The 18,883-nt window shown below is 50.3% G+C and carries 20 protein-coding genes; 9 read left to right on the top strand and 11 right to left on the bottom strand.

What is annotated here, in order from left to right; genetic code table 11:
• The first annotated feature begins 80 nt into the window (after nt 1–80).
• Nucleotides 81–1,679, top strand: coding sequence for an APC family permease (locus LSE01S_RS00095; protein ID WP_061775591.1), 1,599 nt, complete (start codon nt 81–83; stop codon nt 1,677–1,679).
• Between the two features lie 82 nt (nt 1,680–1,761).
• Here the strand turns inward: LSE01S_RS00095 and LSE01S_RS00090 are convergent, their stop codons facing one another.
• On the bottom strand, nt 1,762–2,214 hold the full coding sequence (locus LSE01S_RS00090; RefSeq protein ID WP_061775590.1) for a GNAT family N-acetyltransferase: 453 nt from the start codon (nt 2,212–2,214) through the stop codon (nt 1,762–1,764).
• 136 nt (nt 2,215–2,350) lie between these two features.
• On the opposite strand from LSE01S_RS00090, the gene LSE01S_RS00085 reads away from it, so the two are divergent.
• A complete protein-coding gene (locus tag LSE01S_RS00085) occupies nt 2,351–3,394 on the top strand; it encodes a lactonase family protein (RefSeq protein ID WP_061775589.1) in 1,044 nt (347 codons plus the stop codon).
• A 67-nt stretch (nt 3,395–3,461) separates the two neighbouring features.
• Here LSE01S_RS00085 and LSE01S_RS00080 read toward each other — a convergent pair whose 3' ends face one another.
• The 3 genes from LSE01S_RS00080 to LSE01S_RS00070 are packed head-to-tail and all read right to left on the bottom strand — an operon-like array spanning nt 3,462 to nt 7,421.
• Nucleotides 3,462–4,376 (bottom strand): sce7725 family protein, encoded by a 915-nt coding sequence (locus LSE01S_RS00080; RefSeq protein WP_061775588.1) that lies wholly within the window; start codon nt 4,374–4,376, stop codon nt 3,462–3,464.
• 5 nt (nt 4,377–4,381) lie between these two features.
• Nucleotides 4,382–5,065 (bottom strand): hypothetical protein, encoded by a 684-nt coding sequence (locus LSE01S_RS00075; protein ID WP_061775587.1) that lies wholly within the window; start codon nt 5,063–5,065, stop codon nt 4,382–4,384.
• Nucleotides 5,055–7,421, bottom strand: a complete 2,367-nt coding sequence (locus tag LSE01S_RS00070) for an ATP-dependent DNA helicase (RefSeq protein WP_061775586.1) — start codon at nt 7,419–7,421, stop codon at nt 5,055–5,057. Before LSE01S_RS00070 ends, LSE01S_RS00075 begins: the two co-directional genes overlap by 11 nt.
• Nucleotides 7,422–7,569: 148 nt before the next feature.
• On the opposite strand from LSE01S_RS00070, the gene LSE01S_RS00065 reads away from it, so the two are divergent.
• Together LSE01S_RS00065 and LSE01S_RS00060 are read left to right on the top strand one after the other, a co-directional pair.
• Nucleotides 7,570–7,833 carry a PTS sugar transporter gene (locus LSE01S_RS00065; protein WP_061775585.1) on the top strand — a complete coding sequence of 88 codons (264 nt, stop codon included), beginning with the start codon at nt 7,570–7,572 and terminating at the stop codon, nt 7,831–7,833.
• A gap of 63 nt (nt 7,834–7,896) precedes the next feature.
• Complete coding sequence (locus LSE01S_RS00060; RefSeq protein WP_061775584.1) at nt 7,897–8,100, top strand: hypothetical protein; 204 nt, start codon at nt 7,897–7,899, stop codon at nt 8,098–8,100.
• A gap of 64 nt (nt 8,101–8,164) precedes the next feature.
• Here the strand turns inward: LSE01S_RS00060 and LSE01S_RS00055 are convergent, their stop codons facing one another.
• Nucleotides 8,165–8,515: a hypothetical protein gene (locus LSE01S_RS00055; protein WP_061775583.1), complete on the bottom strand. Its 351-nt coding sequence runs from the start codon at nt 8,513–8,515 to the stop codon at nt 8,165–8,167.
• Between the two features lie 278 nt (nt 8,516–8,793).
• Here LSE01S_RS00055 and LSE01S_RS00050 point away from each other — a divergent pair, with 278 nt between their 5' ends.
• The 4 genes from LSE01S_RS00050 to pstB all read left to right on the top strand — a co-directional run bounded on the left by LSE01S_RS00050 (nt 8,794) and on the right by pstB (nt 12,418).
• On the top strand, nt 8,794–9,690 hold the full coding sequence (locus tag LSE01S_RS00050) for a phosphate ABC transporter substrate-binding protein PstS family protein (RefSeq protein ID WP_061775582.1): 897 nt from the start codon (nt 8,794–8,796) through the stop codon (nt 9,688–9,690).
• Nucleotides 9,691–9,771: 81 nt separating this feature from the next.
• On the top strand, nt 9,772–10,725 hold the full coding sequence (gene pstC, locus LSE01S_RS00045) for a phosphate ABC transporter permease subunit PstC (protein ID WP_061775581.1): 954 nt from the start codon (nt 9,772–9,774) through the stop codon (nt 10,723–10,725).
• Entirely contained in the window at nt 10,715–11,602 is an 888-nt protein-coding gene (gene pstA / locus LSE01S_RS00040; protein WP_061775580.1) for a phosphate ABC transporter permease PstA, read from the top strand. Before pstC ends, pstA begins: the two co-directional genes overlap by 11 nt.
• 12 nt (nt 11,603–11,614) lie before the next feature.
• Nucleotides 11,615–12,418 (top strand): phosphate ABC transporter ATP-binding protein PstB, encoded by an 804-nt coding sequence (pstB, locus tag LSE01S_RS00035; protein ID WP_061775579.1) that lies wholly within the window; start codon nt 11,615–11,617, stop codon nt 12,416–12,418.
• Nucleotides 12,419–12,522: 104 nt separating this feature from the next.
• Here the strand turns inward: pstB and LSE01S_RS00030 are convergent, their stop codons facing one another.
• Genes LSE01S_RS00030 through LSE01S_RS00015 form a run of 4 tightly spaced genes read right to left on the bottom strand, consistent with a single transcriptional unit; the run spans nt 12,523 to nt 16,304 of the window.
• Entirely contained in the window at nt 12,523–13,593 is a 1,071-nt protein-coding gene (locus tag LSE01S_RS00030) for an ABC transporter substrate-binding protein (protein ID WP_061775578.1), read from the bottom strand.
• Nucleotides 13,590–14,393 (bottom strand): ABC transporter permease, encoded by an 804-nt coding sequence (locus LSE01S_RS00025; protein WP_061775577.1) that lies wholly within the window; start codon nt 14,391–14,393, stop codon nt 13,590–13,592. Before LSE01S_RS00025 ends, LSE01S_RS00030 begins: the two co-directional genes overlap by 4 nt.
• A complete protein-coding gene (locus tag LSE01S_RS00020; protein ID WP_156470432.1) occupies nt 14,390–15,214 on the bottom strand; it encodes an ABC transporter permease in 825 nt (274 codons plus the stop codon). Before LSE01S_RS00020 ends, LSE01S_RS00025 begins: the two co-directional genes overlap by 4 nt.
• On the bottom strand, nt 15,192–16,304 hold the full coding sequence (locus LSE01S_RS00015; RefSeq protein ID WP_061775576.1) for an ABC transporter ATP-binding protein: 1,113 nt from the start codon (nt 16,302–16,304) through the stop codon (nt 15,192–15,194). The genes LSE01S_RS00020 and LSE01S_RS00015 overlap by 23 nt, the downstream gene beginning before the upstream one ends.
• 278 nt (nt 16,305–16,582) lie before the next feature.
• Here LSE01S_RS00015 and LSE01S_RS00010 point away from each other — a divergent pair, with 278 nt between their 5' ends.
• Nucleotides 16,583–17,068 (top strand): YcxB family protein, encoded by a 486-nt coding sequence (locus LSE01S_RS00010; RefSeq protein WP_061775575.1) that lies wholly within the window; start codon nt 16,583–16,585, stop codon nt 17,066–17,068.
• Between the two features lie 139 nt (nt 17,069–17,207).
• Here LSE01S_RS00010 and LSE01S_RS10880 read toward each other — a convergent pair whose 3' ends face one another.
• A complete protein-coding gene (locus tag LSE01S_RS10880; RefSeq protein WP_156470431.1) occupies nt 17,208–17,375 on the bottom strand; it encodes a DUF5776 domain-containing protein in 168 nt (55 codons plus the stop codon).
• Nucleotides 17,372–18,202: a hypothetical protein gene (locus tag LSE01S_RS00005; RefSeq protein ID WP_156470430.1), complete on the bottom strand. Its 831-nt coding sequence runs from the start codon at nt 18,200–18,202 to the stop codon at nt 17,372–17,374. Before LSE01S_RS00005 ends, LSE01S_RS10880 begins: the two co-directional genes overlap by 4 nt.
• Nucleotides 18,203–18,883: the final 681 nt, after the last annotated feature.

Here is an 18,883-nt window from a genome sequence, read left to right as displayed (position 1 = left end):
ATTGTCGAGATACGGTCGACCATGGTCAGGCTTCCCCAGCTAGTGTACAATAGGCAATACGATTGCTTAGAAAGTAGGGAATGCCGTTGAGACGGAAGATGAGTTTATTTTCATTGGTCATGCTGACACTCAGTGCCATTATTGGTTCTGGGTGGCTTTTTGGTGCCGGAATGGCCGCGCAGATCGCAGGTCCTGCAGCCATTATCTCCTGGCTCCTAGGGGCCCTTGTGATTGGGCTGATCGCGATGAACTACATCGAGTTGGGCACCATGTTTCCAACCAGCGGGGGAATGAGCCAGTATGCGGCTTTTTCCCACGGGCCCTTGCTGGGGTTCGTTGCCGGTTGGGCCAACTGGTTGTCACTCCTGACCATCATTCCAATTGAGGCCGTCGCCGCCGTTCAGTACATGAGCTCCTGGCCCTGGGCCTGGGCCAACTGGACCCGTGGCTTCCTGCGTGCGGGAAACGTGACCAATGAGGGGTTGGTCATCGTCTTCCTCTTTATTCTGGCATTTACACTGCTTAACTTTTGGTCGGTGAAGCTGTTGACTCGCTTTACTAGTTTCGTCTCAGTCTTTAAATTAGTGATTCCAACCTTAACGATTATCGTCCTGGTCATCACGGGATTTGAACCGCAGAATTTTGCCCACATAGGAGGCTTCATGCCCTATGGGAGTTCCGCGATCTTCTCAGCAACTACGGCGGCCGGCATTATCTTTTCATACAATGCCTTTCAAACGACCATTAACATGGGCAATGAAATTGAACATCCTGAGCGAAATATCCTTTGGGGAATCGTGATTGCCTTTGGGATTAGTACGGTTATCTATACGCTCCTGCAGGTTGCCTTTATTGGGGCAGTCCCAGGTGGGAGCCTCGTGCACGGGTGGCATGGCGTCAACTTCCAGTCGCCATTTGCGGATATTGCCATTCTGTTGAACTTGGGGTGGTTGTCGACACTACTGTACCTAGATGCCTTCGTTTCGCCATTTGGAACCGGGGTTTCGTTTGTCGCCACGACCAGTCGGGCCTTAGCTGCTATGACTGGGACCAAGCATATGCCAACCAAGCTGGGCGAAGTTAACCGGAAGTATCAAACACCTCGGCGGGCGATGGTGGTCAACCTGTTCCTCGGGGTTGTTTTAGTCGCGGGATTTCGGAACTGGGGCACTCTGTCGAACGTGATTTCGACGTCGACCCTGATCGCCTACCTAACCGGACCGGTCACCGTGAGCTCACTGCGGCGGCAAGCGCCAGAGCTTGTGCGGCCGTTTCGGCTGCATGCCGCGCAGTGGTGGTCACCTTTGGCCTATGTGTTGGCGAGTCTGGCCATCTACTGGGCTAAATGGCCAACCACGGTCGAAGTCTTTGGCGTCATTGCCCTGGGCCTGATTTTTTACGTTTACTATGAGATTCGGCGTCCATCCGGTTGGCAATCGTTACGGGCTAGTCTGCGTGGCGGACGCTGGTTACTGGCCGAAATGGTGTGGCTGACGTTGATGTCTGTGGTGGGGAGTCACCAATTTGGTGGGAGTGGCTGGCTGAGCTACCCACTCGATTTTGTTGGTGTCATCCTCGGCAGTCTTGCCTGTTACTATCTTGGGGTGCACGATGCCTATGAGAGTGACTCGCTGGACATTGCACGGTCATTGAATCGGCGCGTGGTCGAAAAAGAATAAAAAGTAAACCCGTCAAGTTGGCGGCGTGTGTCCTTGTACACACGCTGTCAACTTGACGGGTTTTTAAATCGGTTAGTCATGGTTAACGATAACGATGCCATTCCCAATGTTGTGGGGATTTACTAGTGAAGCCGGCTGCTTCGATCGCGGTGGGGTCGAGGTGTTTGGCCGTTTGTAACGTGAGGGTGTCGAGTTGCAATTCATCTCGCCCAAAGGCGACGAGGCGTTCCAGAATCTCCCGTTGGTCATTTGCCGGTAGCGGGCGTCCCAAGACGTAGACTTGCCCGGCCTGATCGGTGAGGTCGAGAATGGGGAAACCGCCCCAGGCCACGAGCTTGTGGGTGGTGCGATCCTCGATGCCCCAGACCAGTTTACGGCGATCCATGGTGTCACGCATGGTGGTATTGATCCAGTCAGCGGTGATTGAAAGATCTTGTTGGGTTAAATCGGCAACATTTTTTAAATTAAAGCGCGTTAACCAATCGAAACGATAACGAGAGGTTAAGAGTGGGTGGTAGCCTTCAAAGCTGGCCATGTGACTCGCGTCCTTTCTGAACATTTATCTCCATTGTATCGGTAATTGCCGAGGCTGACCAGTGACTTTATCGGTGGTATCAGATCGGCTGTGCTATACTTAATAGTAAGTACGGCAAGAGAAAGGAGCAGCATTCATGACGGAAGATTTTTATATTGGGACCTACACCAAGCGCATTAGTCGCGGAATTTATCGGGTGAGCGTCGATTCCAAGGCCAATCGATTGGTTGATTGTGAATGGTTGGCGTCTGCAGGTAGTCCCACCTACCTTGCAAAGGCGGCAGCCCAGCGGTTGTATGTCATCAATAAAAAAGAAACGGATGGTCAAACTCAAGGTGGGTTAATCATCTATGACGTAACCGATGTGAAGCCGCGGGCGATTCAACAGGTTCTACGCGCTGGATCCTCACCAGCTTACGTGGCAGTGGATGAAGACCGACAACTGGTCTACACAGCCAACTATCATACGGCGGTGGTCACCGTTTACGCGATTGCTGCTGACGGGACGTTGACCCAAGCAGATGAAGTGGTCGATCAAGGCCCAGTTGGCACGGCACCAGAGCAGGCCGATGGCCCACATCCGCACTTTGCTGACCTGACCCCGGATCATCGGTTAGTCGTTTGTGATTTAGGGACTGACCGGGTGTACATCTATGATGTTACCGACGCCGGTAAGCTGACGCTGGTGAGTCAATTGGCCTTACCCGATGGCTTTGGCCCGCGGCACATTACCTTTGATGCCAAGAAGGGGGTGGCCTATCTGGTTGGTGAATTGAGTAGCAACGTCGCCACCCTGGCTTACGACGCTGTCAAGGGTTCCTTAGCCCTGAAGGGAATTGTCTCAACGATTCCTGACGACTGGACGGAACATAACGGGGCCGCGGCTATTCGGATGAGTGCCGATGGTCAGTTTATCTACGTTTCCAATCGTGGCAATAATTCAATCACGGTCTTTGCGACCGACGATGCCGGGACGTTGACCACGGTTCAACGGATTAGCACGGAAGGGGACTTCCCACGTGACTTTAACTGGGATGCCAGTCAACGGCTGGTTCTGGTGGTGAACCAGAATTCCGATAACGCGAGTCTTTATACCCGGGATGCCTCGAGCGGTAAGCTCACATTGGCCCAAAAAGACTTTATGGTGCCAGAAGGCGTCTGTGTTTTACCCGTTAAATAAGTCAAACGAATCTAAATAAGGAGCCATGACAAATTGTCATGGCTCCTTTTGGCGTTCGGTGATGATTTTAAATGGGATAGTTTTGCTTGAAGTAGTTCGCCATGACTTGGAGATGGTGAATAATGCTCAGGCGTTTGATCACGCCTAATCCTGGAAAATGTTGCGTGGCTTGGTAGCTGGCCAGTTGTTGGGCGGCCGGCGTTTGAACGGCCGCGTCCTGAGTAGGTAACCAGGCGGCGAGCTTGGCGATCGCCTGGAAGAATTTTTCTTTTGGATGCTTGAAGTCCACGTGATCGTCCGAGACGAATCGGTGAATTCGTAGCTGTGATCCGTGAAAATACGTGAGGTGGATGGTCACCGCCCGTGCGGGGTAACCGTGTTCACTGTAGTGGCCACCACCAATCCCGTAGTCACTGTACCCACTGTAGGGGCCGGTACCAGCCACCCAGTCGTCACTGAACAGGGCGTCTGGCAGATCGGCGTAGGTCCGGTCATGTTCCGGGAACCACGCGTGATCGAAGAGCTGGATGGTGGGCCGGTCTAATAGTTGGCGAATGCGGGCTTCCGGCGGAACCAACAAGTGAGTGGGCGTCGTCAGTAGGCCGGTTTGTTTGGCGGCCACGAGTTCATCGTATTGTCGCGCCACCAGGAGGGTTTGCTGTCCCGGTTGAGCCATCAGGTCCTCCGCCACCAGGGTTGGTGACAAGATGTGACCGACAATCAGTGCCGGGTCGGCTTTCCAAGGGGACCAGTCGTGCAATTTCTGTTGCGTCAGACCATAGTCACTGACCGTGGGGTTGGCGATGATCGCGAGCGGTTGGTGACGATCCATGAAGGCCGCAATGGTTTTGGGCAAGGCAGGAATGTCGCGGACAGGTTCGATGATGGGGATGATGTTGGGTGGAAGTAGCCGTTGCTGAGCCACCGTTTTTAATGCTAGCAGGTCGAATTGACGACCTCGAAAGTAGGGGAAATAATACACGACGGTCACTTCTTTTCTGGGTGCTGGAGTTGGTAGATTTCCAAGTTGAGGGCATCGACTTCGCTTTGCAGGGCGGTGACCGCGGTAGATTCGGTATCCTCGATGAATTGATCGTAAAAGTTACGGTCCGGATCGTAGATATCGTAGTGTTGGTGGCGCCGCTTTAGTTCATGATAGAGTTGGTCGGTGTGATATTGTTTGAGTCCAGTGGCCATTTGCTTGGCCTTGTAGACCTCACGGGCCTGGGAGGCGATGAACCGGGTGGTGAGTTCGGTCGCCGGTACCTGCAGTGGTTGGCGCCGCGGCGACCTAGCTACCGTGAGATACCCGGGTGTCAGTGGCGGCTCGGTGGCCGTGGCCAACATCGTGGGATTGAATGGTCGGTAAATGAGGACGCCAATGCCGGCGGGGATCTCGTCCGTCACCTGCTTGTACAATTTTAGTGGTAAAACAAAGTAATTGTAGTGGCCCACGAAGGAAAGCTTGGCTTGTGAGTGAAAATCACTCTTGGTGACCTTCAATTCGTAGCAGCGCCACTCAATGTCGCCGGAAGGTAACGCTTGATAACTGAGGGTGTCCACGATTCCTTGATCATCCGGCATGGTGACCTCTTCAACCGGAGCAGCGCCCGTCTCGCGACAATACTCGTAGAGGGTTCGTTCTAAGTCGAGAGTTAATTTAGTCTTCATCGGGAGCCTCCTTTTGCCAAAATGCTTGAATCATTGGGGCGAGTTGTTCGGGTCTGTAGAGGCGTTGGAAATGTTGCCAGTGTTTCGGGTATAGGTTGGTGTAGCGGGGACTGGCAAATCGCTGGTCCATGAGTAAAATGATGCCAACATCGTGTGATCCACGGATTAAACGGCCAGCTGCCTGAAAGACGTTGTTGAGGCCTGGAAGTTGATAGGCAAACGCGAATCCTTGATGAGATTGTACGTCAAAGTAGTCGCGGATGAGGTTGGTTTCGGGATTTATGCCGGGAAGGCCGACACTGACAATGCCCACGCCGATTAAACGGTCGGCCTTGAGGTCGATTCCTTCGGCGAAGATGCCGCCAAGGAGGGCAAAGCCTACCAAGCTGGTCTGGGGATTGCTAGTAAAATTGGCCAGAAAGGCGGTCCGGTCGGCTTCGGCCATCTGGTTCTGCTGAATGACCGTCTTGACGTGGGGGTAAGCCAGTTGGAAGGCCTGACTGACCGTCACCAAATATTGATGGGAGGGCAGAAAAATCAGGTAGTTACCGACCTTACCGTCGATGAGTTGCTTAATGGCGAGCAGAATGTTGGCCAGGTTTGCATCGCGTCGTTGATAGGTGGTCTGAATGTAGTTGGTGACTAGAATGGCCTGATGCTGAGGTGGAAATGGTGAATCCAAGCGGTAGGCCAGACTATCTGGTTTCCCGCCTAAGACGGCTTGGTAGTAATCGAGCGGGGAGAGGGTGGCAGAGAAGAGCACCGCACCGTGGCCCAATGCCAGGCTGTCGGCCAGAAAGACACTGGGATCTAGGCACAGCTTTTTCAAGGTAATGTTGCCCTCATCGAGCTCGAGGCGCATCCGGTAGGTGTCGTCATAGTATTCGCTAATTCTTTGATAACTAATCGCGGCAAAGTAATAGTCTAAAATGGCTTGTACGAAGGGGGTCTGGGGCTGGTCGATCAGCCAGTCATGAACGGCCTCGACCAGGCGCGCTAGATCGTGTTCGAAATTTTCAGGTGGTGTGAGGAAGGTACTATCCGTTTGATGGTCGGCAATGAGGGGTGCCGCCAAGTCATCGAAGGTCGCCCGCAGGTCACCCAGCCGGCGGCGAAGCTTAGGTGTTGCTGCACCGGCTTCGTCACTTAAGCGCAGTAGGTGGTTCAGTGGACGGCTACTGATGGCTGCGGAGTACATTTCACGCGAACGATTGACCAGGTTGTGGGCTTCGTCAATGAGGAAAAAGTTGTCGGGGTCCGTGGTAGCAAAGAATCGTTGCAGATGGACTTGGGGATCGAAGAGGTAGTTGTAGTCGCCAATGATGACATCACAAAATAGGCTGGCATCCAGTTGAAATTCAAATGGATCCAGGGTGTGTTTACGGGCAACGGTCTCAATGACCGGGCGCGTCAGCTGGTCATGATTTTGGATCAGGTCCAACAATGCGGGCTTCAGTCGATCGTAGTATCCGAGCATGAACGGGTTCTCTTCGGGCTGCAGGTCGGCTTCTTCTGGGAAACGAATCTTATCCTTAGCGGTTAGGGTGATGCTCTTTAGCTTGAGACCCTGCGAGGCCATGAGGTCGAGCGCCTCTTCGGCGACGCGGCGGGTACTTTGCTTAGCGGTTAAATAAAAGATTCGCTGAATGACGCCCTCGCCGATGGCTTTAATGGTTGGGAAAAGCGTGGAGATCGTCTTACCCGTGCCGGTTGGCGCCTCAGCGAAGAGCCGTTGCTGGGTCAGGATGGTCTTGTAGACGGCAACGGCCAGCTCGCGTTGTCCCGGTCGATAGTGGTCAAAGGGAAAGGTAAGTCGATGAATGGTGGGGTCGCGGCGCTCACGCAGGTCCGATCGAAACTTCAGCCAGGTGACATATTCGTCGATGACTTGCTGAAAGAAGTCACCGGCGGCTTGGCGACTGATGGTTTGTGTCGTCTGCGTCGTTTCTTCCGTATTGGTTTGGAAGTACGTGAGGGTTAGCTTGACCTTATCTAGATCAGGTTCCTTTTGCATGAGTAGGTAGGCGTAGATCTTAACCTGGGCCCAGTAGAGGGTGAGGGTGTTGTCACTTAGCTTGTCGAAGACGGTCTCGGAGGTTTTGATTTCTTCGATACTGGCCGAGTTTTCCGTTAAGGTGACCCCGTCGGCTCGACCATGGATCAGGTATTCCTGATCATTTAGGGACAGTTTCAGGTCCAAATAATATTCTTTTTGATAGTTGGCCCCGCGCTGCTTTTGCAAACGCCGATGGATTTGGGCCCCGAGGAGGGCGGTATTCTGGCTGCCAGAGACGTTGCTCAGATCGCCAGTTCGTAAGGTAAATTCAACTAATTCCCGGACACCTAATTTGATCAAAGGAACGCCTCCATTTCTGGCAATATCATACCATATTTTGCGGGTGGATTGAACGCGTGTTCGTTGAACGACCGAGTCTCCGGGAATTTAAAAAAGTGGTTGGCAAGCTTAATGTAATCGCTTACAATTAGGCTAGAGGTGATTTTTGATGAAAACAATTGGGTTCCAGTTACACCAGGATATGCCAAAAGTAGACGAGGCCGATGCCTTTACGACGATCTGTCAACGACATCAAGCCAAGGCAACCATTAAGATTCACGATATTGAAATCAATCCGCGGGATAAAGATGAAGTCAGCTTATTGGCCGACCATGCCGGTCACTTCGTTCAAGTGGTTACCGATGGTCCGGATGAGGCCCAATTGGCTGCCGCACTGCATCAACAATTAGCCAAGGACAAGTACTGTAATTAAGCGCTTGACGCTAATCGCGGTTTTGCGTAAGCTCAAGGGAGTTGCGTGAATGGAGATTAGCTAATGAGTGAAGAACAAGTGAAACGGCTCTGCGAAATTGCCCCGAAGTATGGGCTGACGTTGGAGAGCCAAGGGTTGGTCATTACCAAGATTAATGGTCAGCCAACGCAATTGGATACGGCAAAGTATATGCCAGACCAGTTTGTTGACCTATTGGCTCAGATTATTGCGACCAATATGAAGGCCGACCTATGGCAATGGCAATAGCGACTCAAAAAGGCATTAGGCTAAATTATCCTAATGCCTTTAATTTTGACAAAATTTAGAACCCTTAGGCTTCTTCCCAGCGGTCGAAATCGCCAGCATGGCTACCTAAGTAAGCCATAGCTTCTTGGGCTAAGGCTTGACTTTCGGCGTCATAGTCCGTGTTGGGATCGGCTTCATCTGTTTGAACCTCGTCGTGGAGAAAGCCCGAAGCGACATCTAGGTACTTGGTCCGGCGGCCGATGCCGTTATCCTTGAATAACGTGTCTAATCCCGTCAGATCGTCTTTGGCAGCGGCAAACACCGATTGTGCCAGATTAGGATCCTTACCTAACCGCGTTGCTGCATAGTCCATCAGAAAGTCATTCATATCGGTAATGATGGCTTCGCGGGCTGCCCGTTCATTTTTTTTAGCCATTGCGACTCACCTCTTAATTTCATTTTAGTCATTTTACAATTGAAGCGCAATGATTCAATTAGGAACAAACATTTATTTACTGGTCACGCTAAATCCCTTTCATAAGTGAATTTATGGGGACTTTGGCAACATTTACCGAAAATTTACATGATTGCGACGAAGACTACATATTAATCGCTTAGAATCTAAATTGTAAGTTAAGGGGAGGCACCACAAGAAGTGCTTAGCTTACGATGTGGTGGTTCTACAATATCTTAAAAAGACATGGAGTGACAGAGATGAATAATGGGTCAAAGTTAGCAATGGGGATTGCGGCAATTAGTTTATTACTGGTTGGTTGTGGTAAGGCCACGAGTTCAACTAGTAGCAAGAGCAGTAGTAGCAGTCAGGCGTTGTCCGGTAAGGTCACGGCGGTGGGCTCAACTGCTTTACAACCATTAGCCGCAAAGGCCGGCACCAACTTCACGACTAAGAACAGCAAGGTTACCTTGACGGTTCAAGGTGGTGGTTCCGGGACTGGTTTGAGCCAAGTTCAAGCCGGTGCCGTTTCCATCGGTGATTCCGATATCTTCGCCGAAGAAAAGGATGGCATTAAGGCCGACAAGTTAACTGACCACAAGGTCGCCGTTGTTGGTATGGCACCAGTTGTTAACAAAGACACTGGTGTTAAGAACTTGAAGATGGCCCAATTGAAGCAAATCTTTACTGGGAAGATTACCAACTGGAAAGAAGTCGGTGGTAAGGACCAAAAGATTGTGATTGTGAACCGGGCCCAAGGTAGTGGGACGCGAGCAACTTTTGAAAATGCTGTCTTAAAAGGGGCAACGGCCGTTAAGTCACAAGAACAAGACTCCAACGGTGCCGTTCAAAAGATTGTTTCTTCAACACCAGGGGCAATTAGTTACTTGGCCTTCTCATACTTCACGAACAAGTTACAAGCCGTTTCCATCAACAACGTGACGCCAACGGACAACAATGTTGAAAACAACAAGTGGAAGATCTGGTCTTACGAACACATGTACACGAAGGGCAAGCCTGACGCCGCAACGGCTGCTTTCCTGACTTACATGAACTCCAAGACGGTTCAAGATAGCTTGGTTAAGGACATGGGTTACATCAGTATCCATGACATGAAGGTCGCCAAGGATGCAAAGGGTGTCGTTACACAAAACTAGTACCGATTTGAGGCGGTGTTAGTTACAGGGGTGAAGGTGCGGTTGCAGCACCTTCACTTTTTTTAAAGGGGGAGTCAACTTATGGAACAAACTAATTTACAACTTAACAAGCCGGATTCCCAAACCAATGAATGGGATGCTCGGCTGCATCATGCTACTCGGGCCACCCGGGAAGATTGGGCCGGTCGGGGTATTAGTTACCTCTGTATTGGCGCGATTATCTTGGTGGTGGCTTCGATGCTCTGGTTCATCAGCTCTAAAGGAATTGCTACCTTTACGCAAAATCACGTGAGTGTTTGGAAATTCTTGACCGGGACTAACTGGGCGCCGGATACCGGCCACATTGGGGCCGCCCCTATGATTGTGGGGTCATTTGCCGTGACCTTTGCGGCGGCGATCGTGGCCACACCCTTCGCGATTGGGACGGCCATCTTCATGACTGAAATCTCGCCCAATCGAGGTCGTAAGCTTTTACAGCCGGTGATTGAATTGCTGGTCGGAATTCCCTCGGTTGTTTATGGGTTTATTGGATTAGCCGTTGTCGTTCCATTCATGCGACACCTGGTCGGGGGCTCCGGGTTCGGGATTATTTCCGCAACCTTCGTTCTCTTCGTCATGGTCTTACCCACGATTACGTCCATGACGGTCGATAGCCTGCGGGCCGTTCCTCGTTACTACAAGGAGGCCTCACTGGCATTAGGTGCCACGCGTTGGCAAACCATTTCACGGGTAATCTTACGATCGGCAACGTCGGGGATCTTGACGGCGGTCATCTTCGGTATGGCACGGGCCTTTGGGGAAGCCTTGGCCGTTCAAATGGTGATCGGTAATGCGGCCGTGATGCCAAAGAACCTGATTTCCGCCGCTTCAACTTTAACGAGTCAATTGACGTCGGGGATTGGAGACACCATTGATGGGACACTACCCAACAATGCCTTGTGGTCGTTAGCCTTAATCCTGTTGCTAATGTCATTGTTCTTCAACGCCTTGGTACGGTTCATTGCGAAGAGGGGGCAATTAAAACATGAACGCTAAACAACGAGATCGCGTAGCCACGGTGATTATTGACCTAATTGTCGCTGCCGTTGTGGGAATTCTATTGTTCTTATTGGTCTACATTTTAAGTGCTGGTCTACCGCACGTTAGCTGGAAGTTTATCACGGGGGCCTCTGACCCCATGAGTGGTGCCGGTGGAATTGGCGTTCAACTGTTTAATTCCTTCTACCTTCTAGTCTTAACGATGTTGATTTCGATCCCAATCTCGTTGGGCGCCGGAATTTATCTGGCAGAGTATGCCAAGGATAATTGGCGCACCAGCCTGATTCGCTCCGCAATTGAAGTCTTGAGTTCGCTGCCCTCTGTGGTAGTCGGGCTCTTTGGGTTCTTGCTCTTCGTGGTGAAGTTTAAAATGGGCTTCTCCGTTATTTCTGGGGCCGTGGCTTTAACCTTCTTCAATCTGCCCTTGTTGACACGAAACATTGAAGAATCTCTGAGCGCCGTATCGCGTAGTCAGCGGGAAGCGGGTCTTTCTCTGGGCCTGTCTAAGTGGAAAACGGAGATCGGCATTATTCTGCCCGTGGCCTTGCCGGGGATTGTGACGGGGGTTGTTCTGAGTGCCGGACGGGTATTCGGTGAGGCCGCCGCATTGATCTATACGGCCGGCCAGAGTGCTCCCGTCACGAATTTTTCCGATTGGAATCCGATGGATCCGGCCAGCCCATTGAATCCAATGCGGCCGGCAGAAACCCTTGCCGTGCATATCTGGAAGATTAATACCGAAGGCATGGCCGAAAATGCCGCTCAGTTATCCGCGGCAGCCTCAGCCATTCTGATCTTGGCGGTCCTGTTGTTTAACTTGGGAGCCCGCCTATTAGGTAATTTCTTGTATCGCCGTGTCACGGCCAGTAAGTAGGGGGAACGACCAATGTTAAAACAATATTCATTTGAAAAGACGGCCGTTCAGTCGTTTGATGCGCAGACGACGTTGGCCTTGAAGACGGAAGATCTTCAAGTATTCTATGGTGCCAATCATGCCATGCATGATGCCAACTTAGGCTTTCCTAAGAACCAAATTACCGCTTTGATTGGGGCTTCCGGTTCGGGGAAGTCAACGTACCTACGGTCTCTGAACCGTATGAACGATGGGATCGCCACCGTAACCGGTAAGATTTGGTATCACGGGGTAAATATCAATGAGCCCAACGTAAATATTTATGAAATTCGCAAGCATATTGGGATGGTCTTTCAGCGGCCAAATCCGTTTTCGAAGTCCATTCGGGAAAATATCGTTTACGCTTTGAAGGCTAATGGTATGAAGTCTAAGGCCGATCTGGATGAACGCGTTGAGACGAGTTTACGGGGAGCGGCACTATGGGATGAGGTTAAGGACACGCTTGATAAGAGTGCCTTGTCACTGTCCGGTGGCCAGCAACAACGGTTGTGCATTGCGCGGTCGATTGCCATGGCGCCGGATGTGCTATTGCTCGATGAGCCATGTAGCGCACTAGATCCCATTTCCACGGTGAAGGTTGAAGAAACGCTGCTCGAGTTGCAGAAGCAATATACGATTATCATCGTAACGCACAACATGCAACAGGCGGCGCGGGTTAGCAGCCAATGTGCTTTCTTCCATCTAGGACATGTGATGGAATACACGTCTACTGGCACGATGTTTAGCAATCCTCAAATTCCAGTCACCCAAGATTATATTGCCGGCAGCTTCGGCTAAAGAGGCTCGTGAGTTAACGAAATGGCGTTGGCTCACGGGGCTTTTTTAGATCACAAAACGCCTAACGGCTGGAACCATGATTCCCGGCCATTAGGCGTTAAGTTTTAGTGATGCATTTTGAATTCGAGGTAGCGATCGTTATATAGCTGAACCTTGGCTGGTGACAGGTCTTTGTAAATCTGTAGATGATCGAGCGTCGTGTTATCCGGATAGAACTGGCGGTCAGCGCGCACGGACTTCGGTAATAGTGCCTTAGCTTTCCGGTTCGGCGTGGCATAACCAATGTATTCCGCGTTTTGGGCAGTATTTTCCGGCTTACTCATGAAGTTCAGGAAGGCGTAGATGGCGTTCTCATGTTGAGCAGTTTTGGGAATGACCAGGTTATCAATCCACAGATTGCTACCTTCACTGGGGACCACATAGTGAAGGTGGTGGTTATTGGCTAGCATTTCGGCAGCCTCTCCTGACCAGTCAACCGCCAGTGGGGCCTCGTCTTGGCTCATGTACATCTTGATTTCATCGGCCACGACAGCTTTCACGTTCGGGGCTAGGGCGTTAAGTTTGTTTTCGGCATTTCTCAGGACGGTCGGATTGGTGGCGTTCATCGATTGATGTTGCGTAATCAAGGCCATCCCCATGATATCGCGAGCAGAATCAATCAACATAATTTGGTCGCGATACTTGCTGGACCAAAGGTCGTTCCAATGGTCGACCGTTCCGGGTTTGATGGTTTTATCGTTGTAAATAATGCCTAATGTTCCCCAGAAGTAAGGTATCGAGTATCGATTGTTGGGATCGAACGACTCATTCATGAAGCGAGAATCATAGTTGTTAAGCCCAGTTAGTCGGCTCTTGTCGAGTGGCTTCAACAGGTGTGCCCGTTTCATCTTAGTGACCATATATTCACTGGGAATGGCCAGGTCATAATGAGTTCCACCCTGATTGATCTTAGTATACATCGCCTCGTTGCTGTCAAAGGTTTCAACATTGACGTGGTAGCCCGTTTCTTTTTGAAACTTGGTGAGAAGTTTCGGGTCGATGTAATCGCCCCAGTTATACAAATTGAGGACTCGGCTGCCCGTGCTCCCACTCGACCGCTCCAGTTGTTGGCTGGAGTAGCCCAACAGACCACAGATGGCGAGGAGCCCAATGATTAAAAGCATTAAACGTTTCATGAGGCCATCCTCCGTTTCCGTTGCTTCCGCCGTGAACTGGCCTGTTCAATCCAGTAGTAACCAGCGACCAACAAGAGTGAGAAGAGAAACATCACGCCGGACAGGGCGTTGATTTCCAGGTTAATCCCTTGGCGGGCTCGCGAGTAAATTTCAACCGACATCGTTGAGAAGCCGTTGCCCGTCACGAAGAAGGTGACGGCGAAGTCATCAAGTGAATAGGTGAGGGCCATAAAGAAACCGGCGAAGATTCCGGGTGAAATGAACGGGATGATGACGTGCGACAGTAGTTGCCGAGTGGTGGCTCCCAAGTCTTGTGCGGCGTCCAACATGGAACTCGACATTTCCCGTAATCGGGGGAGAACCATCAGGACCACAATCGGGATTTCAAAGGCAATGTGACTGAGTAAAACGGATACGAAGCCCAAGGGGATCTTAAGCATCGTAAAGAAGATCAGAAAGCTGGCCCCAATGATGACGTCCGGGGAAACCATCAGAACGTTGTTTAAAGCCAGCAACGATTCCTTGGTGACCCGACTGGTGGTGCGGTTGATTCCCAGGGAGCCTAAAGTTCCGACTAGGGTGGCAATTAGCGCGGAAAGTAGGGCTACTAGTAAGGTGTTGGCCACGATGGCCAGCATCCGCGAGTCGTTGAAGAGGTCGCGGTAGTGTTGCCAAGTGAAACCGTGAAAGGCCGTCATCGTGTCGCCGGCGCTGAAGGAGTAGACAATTAGGAAAACAATCGGGGCATAGAGAATGATAAATACCAGAATTAAGAAGGCATTTGACAGTCGTTTGCTCATCGTGGCGTTCCCCCCTTCGGCTTCTGGTCACCGGTCAATAGCATGACGATGACCATGGCAACGATTAGGACGACCCCAATGGTTGAACCCATTCCCCAATTCATCGTCGTCAGGAAGTGTTCTTCGATGGCGGTCCCCAGGGTGATGACCTTGTTACCACCGATCAAGCGGGTCAACATGAAGAGGGATAGTGAGGGGATGAAAACGGCTTGTACACCAGCCTTCACACCAGGTAAGGTTAACGGAAAGATGACGCGCTGAAAGGTTTGCCAACCACTAGCGCCGAGATCCTGACTAGCATTGATAAACGCTGGGCTCAGGTCATCGAGGGCGTTGTAAATAGGTAGAATCATAAAGGGAATTTGAATGTAGGTCGCCACGAAAACAAAGCTAGCATTGGTGAAGAGAATTTGTTGTGGTCCGATGCCAATGAAGCTTAGAAATTGATTGGCGATCCCTGCTTGGCTAAAGATGCCAATGAAGGCATAAGCCTTCAAAAGAATATTAATCCAGGTGGGTAAGATGACCAACAGTAGCCAGAACTGGCGATGTTTTAAGCCGTGTAAGAAATAGGCGGTTGGGTAACTGATTAGTCCGGTAAAAACCGTAATTAACAAGGCATACCAGACCGAGTTCAGCGTCATCTTTAAGTAGGTTAGTGACTGAAAATAATTAGCGTAATTACTAAAGGTAAAATGATGGTCGAGATTGAAGAACGATTGATAAAAAATCAAGGCCAAAGGTGCGATCACGAAGAGTCCTAGCCACAGGCCGTAAGGGATGAAGTAAAACCAAGTCTTACGTTTCGTCAAGGTCATCATCCTCCGTTCCCTCGTAGGTCTCTAGACGGGCATCGAATTCCTCTTCTTTTTCATCGTAACGCATGACGTGAAGGTCTTGAGGGCGGAAGGTGATGCCGATCGTTTCACCATCTTCGGCGGGATTGACGGAGTGAATGAGCCAATCGTTACCCAACCTATCGGTCGCAGAGATTTCATAGTAATCACCGCGAAAGAGTTGGGTATCGATGGTGACCTTGAGTTTGGCGTGTTCGGGTTCGGTCAGGTTCAGGTCTTCCGGTCGAATGACAATTTCAACGGGTTCGTTGACGGGAATCCCGGCATCGGCACACTCGAACTGGTGCCCGCCAAAGGCGACTTGATAGTCGCCCATCATTTTTCCCGGTAAGATATTGCTTTCCCCAATGAAGTCAGCGACAAAGTGATTAATCGGTTCATCATAAATATCAACGGGCGATCCGCTTTGGAGGACCTCACCCTGGTTCATGACAAAAATTTCGTCACTCATAGCGAGGGCCTCTTCTTGATCATGAGTGACAAAGAGAAAGGTGATTCCCAGTCGTTGTTGGAGATCGCGCAGTTCATATTGCATTTCACGGCGCAATTTGGCATCGAGGGCAGAGAGAGGCTCATCAAGGAGCAAGACCTGGGGCTGCATCACGATGGCTCGAGCAATGGCAATCCGTTGTTGTTGGCCACCGGAGAGTTCGTCGATGGCCCGGTCACCAAAGTCCGCGAGTTGGACTAACCGCAGAGCTTGATTGACTCGTTCGTCGATTTGATCTTTGGGCATTTTTTTAAGGGTTAGGCCAAAAGCCACGTTCTCAGCAACCGTCATGTGTGGGAACAGAGCGTAGTCTTGGAAAACCGTGTTAACATTGCGCTTGTTGGCCGGGACATCATTGATTCGCTTGCCCTTGAATAGGACGTTGCCCGAGGTGACGGTAGTAAAACCGGAGATAGTTCGTAAAATAGTGGTTTTACCACAGCCGGAAGGTCCCAGGAGAGTGTAAAACTTTCCTGGTTCAAGTGTGATACTAATGTCCTTTAGGACCGTATGGGTCCCATAACTTTTGGTGACCTGTTCAAGCTCGACAATTGGTTCAGTCATCAGGGCACCTCCTCTACAGAAAATTTGCGTTAAATAAAACGGTTTCAACTCTGTTAATTATAGCGGGTTTAGGCTAAAAATGAAATGAACAGATACCTAACTTCTCTAACCAACTCGCGGTGATGGACTGGCGCATCAAAGGCTGAATTTTATGGGCACCGGCCACGGGTAGAGTGAGTGGCCAACGCCGCTTGTCCTGGCGAATTTTATTGGGACCGCCTGGCTTCTAAAACGATTTGGATTATAATTGATTTAATATCACCAAGGAGGTGGGGTTAATGGAAGATGAACCAATGACGGTCACGCTGGAGTATACGTTGAGCGATGTCCGGCAATTGTTTTGGCACACGACGGGACGTAGCTTGTTAGCCCTGCTGACACCACTATGGATTATTCTGACCTGTACAGAGTACTACACGGCACTCTTGCCACTTGGCTGGATTAGCGGTGAAACGATTGTTCTAGTTGTCGCAGAGATCGGTTACATAACCTATTATGGTAATCGTTGGGCGCACCAGTACCTACAGCAATGGCGAAATGTTTGGGATGGTCCTACAACCTTTGCGTTCTTTGATGATCGGGTGGTTATGCATTATTTTAACGAAAAGACGACTATTTATTATCAACAGCTGTATCGGGTCAAGAAGACGCATTCGGCCTTTTATCTGCGACTGAATCGGCACCGGACGTTGTTATTTAGAAAACGAGAATTACCGATTGATTTACGGCGATTCTTGACGCGGTTAGCTAAAACACGGCATTAAAGTCGCCATGCATGAAGGCCATTTTGTGGATGGCTTCTGTTGGGCAAAGAAGGGCACGATTAGTTTTCGGTGGCCTCCGGGACGTCACCAAATGATAAATAAAACGCCTGCGAAATATAAATTCGCAGGCGTTTTTTGCTTATTTTTTAATCACCAAGGTCTTGTTAGCAGTGATGTAGTAGCCATTGGTTAATTGGAAACGGTTGGTTAAATGATAATGCTTAATGGTTTTAACTTTCAAAACCTGACCGTGACGGTAGTGCTGAACGGCCTTACCAGATAATTTGGTAGTGTGATACGCGTTCACACCGTGTGCATTAAGAACGTCAATCTGCTTGGGGACAGTGGCGTAGTAGGTTGGCGCAACGAAGCTAGTGTGGTCAAATAACCGGTGCGCCCGTTTGACTTGGTGTGATGGTTGAGGTCGCGAACATGGTCACGTAATGTGCCTTTCTTTGTATGAGCGTAGCCGGTGACGACAAATTGCGGGCGCTTGGCTCGGTCTTGCTTCGAGTACCAGAGTTCACGATTTTTGGTGTCAAAGTTGGCATGTCGATCGAGTCCGACTTTCTTGGTGACGTAAATGGCAATCCCTTTTGCAACCACGCGGTTTGGGGAGGACATAACGGTATTTGAGGAGCTGGATAATGACGAGGTGTTTGGTGCCGGAGTTGCGGTTCCACTGTGACCGTTGATATCAGTAGGGCTTACATAGTGATAGGTATAGGTATCACCGGAGACAGTGACGGGGTTGGTGGTGCGAAGCGTATGACCGGAGATTGACAGGTCGGCAAGCATTACAGCCTTGCGCAGGTTGGTCAGCGTTGGATCGTCCGGATAGTAGCTGGTTTGAATGGTTTTGCTGCCGACGATGTCCTGACCTTTGGCATCGACAAATCTAAAGCTTAGGGCAACACCAGCGGTTGATTCACCGTATCCGGTGATCGTCCCATTAGTGTCTTCATTGTCAGTGGAGTGGGCATCAACACTAACGACACCTGTTCCCCGGACAAGGTAATCATCAGGGGTGCCGTCCTTTTTGACTAAACGATAGGAAAGACCATAGTCGTTAACTTTTTGGGCGGGAGTCCCCAATGTGAGTAAGACACGGTCTGCGTGTCTTGTGGTATCCAATCGGGGCCTACAATGACTTTAGGCGTCGATCGAACGTTATGATCAGTATCGGTCAAGGTTGTTATAATCCATTGATCCGTATTATCCGACGCAATGTAATCGTAACCAAAATCTGAACCAATCATAAAAAAATTTGATCCAGCCGGTAGCTTCGCCCAGATGGCATATGGTGCACCGGCCACTCCATAATCCGTGCCCGCAACGCTGGTAGTTGGCGTGGTATCGGCCGCGTGAACGGTCGGTACCGGTTGTCCCATCTATAAGCCGAGACTAGCGGTGACAAAAATCAGCGATATCCCAAAGACTTTTAATCACATAAAATGGTTCCCTTTCTGAATATTAACTATAATCGCTGTCAGTATAGGGGCTTTAGTTAAGTTACACAATGCGAATGGTGTTCCGATTAGTCCGATCTGGGTGATTGCCTTTTTCCGGTTTCGGGTACCAGGAGGGGTGACGATCCTGTGAATAGTGAGAATAGGAGAGACGGTGAGATTAAAAAAATAGCTAACGCGTCAGTTAACTGTTACTGAACTGACATAGAGGTTCATTTATGAATCCATTAACGGTACGGGAGTTGTCTCCTCCGATTTATCTGCGGTGGGGGAGATGAGTTCTCGTGGTGCAAAAGGTTCTTGTGATAACTGTTGTTGGCAACCTAGTTACCGTATTTACATGGCT

The organism is Levilactobacillus senmaizukei DSM 21775 = NBRC 103853 (genome assembly GCF_001592085.1).
GTDB classification, from domain to species: domain Bacteria; phylum Bacillota; class Bacilli; order Lactobacillales; family Lactobacillaceae; genus Levilactobacillus; species Levilactobacillus senmaizukei.
The sequence above is the reverse complement of the archived record's forward strand: the minus strand, read 5'-3'. Positions and strand labels throughout refer to the sequence as shown.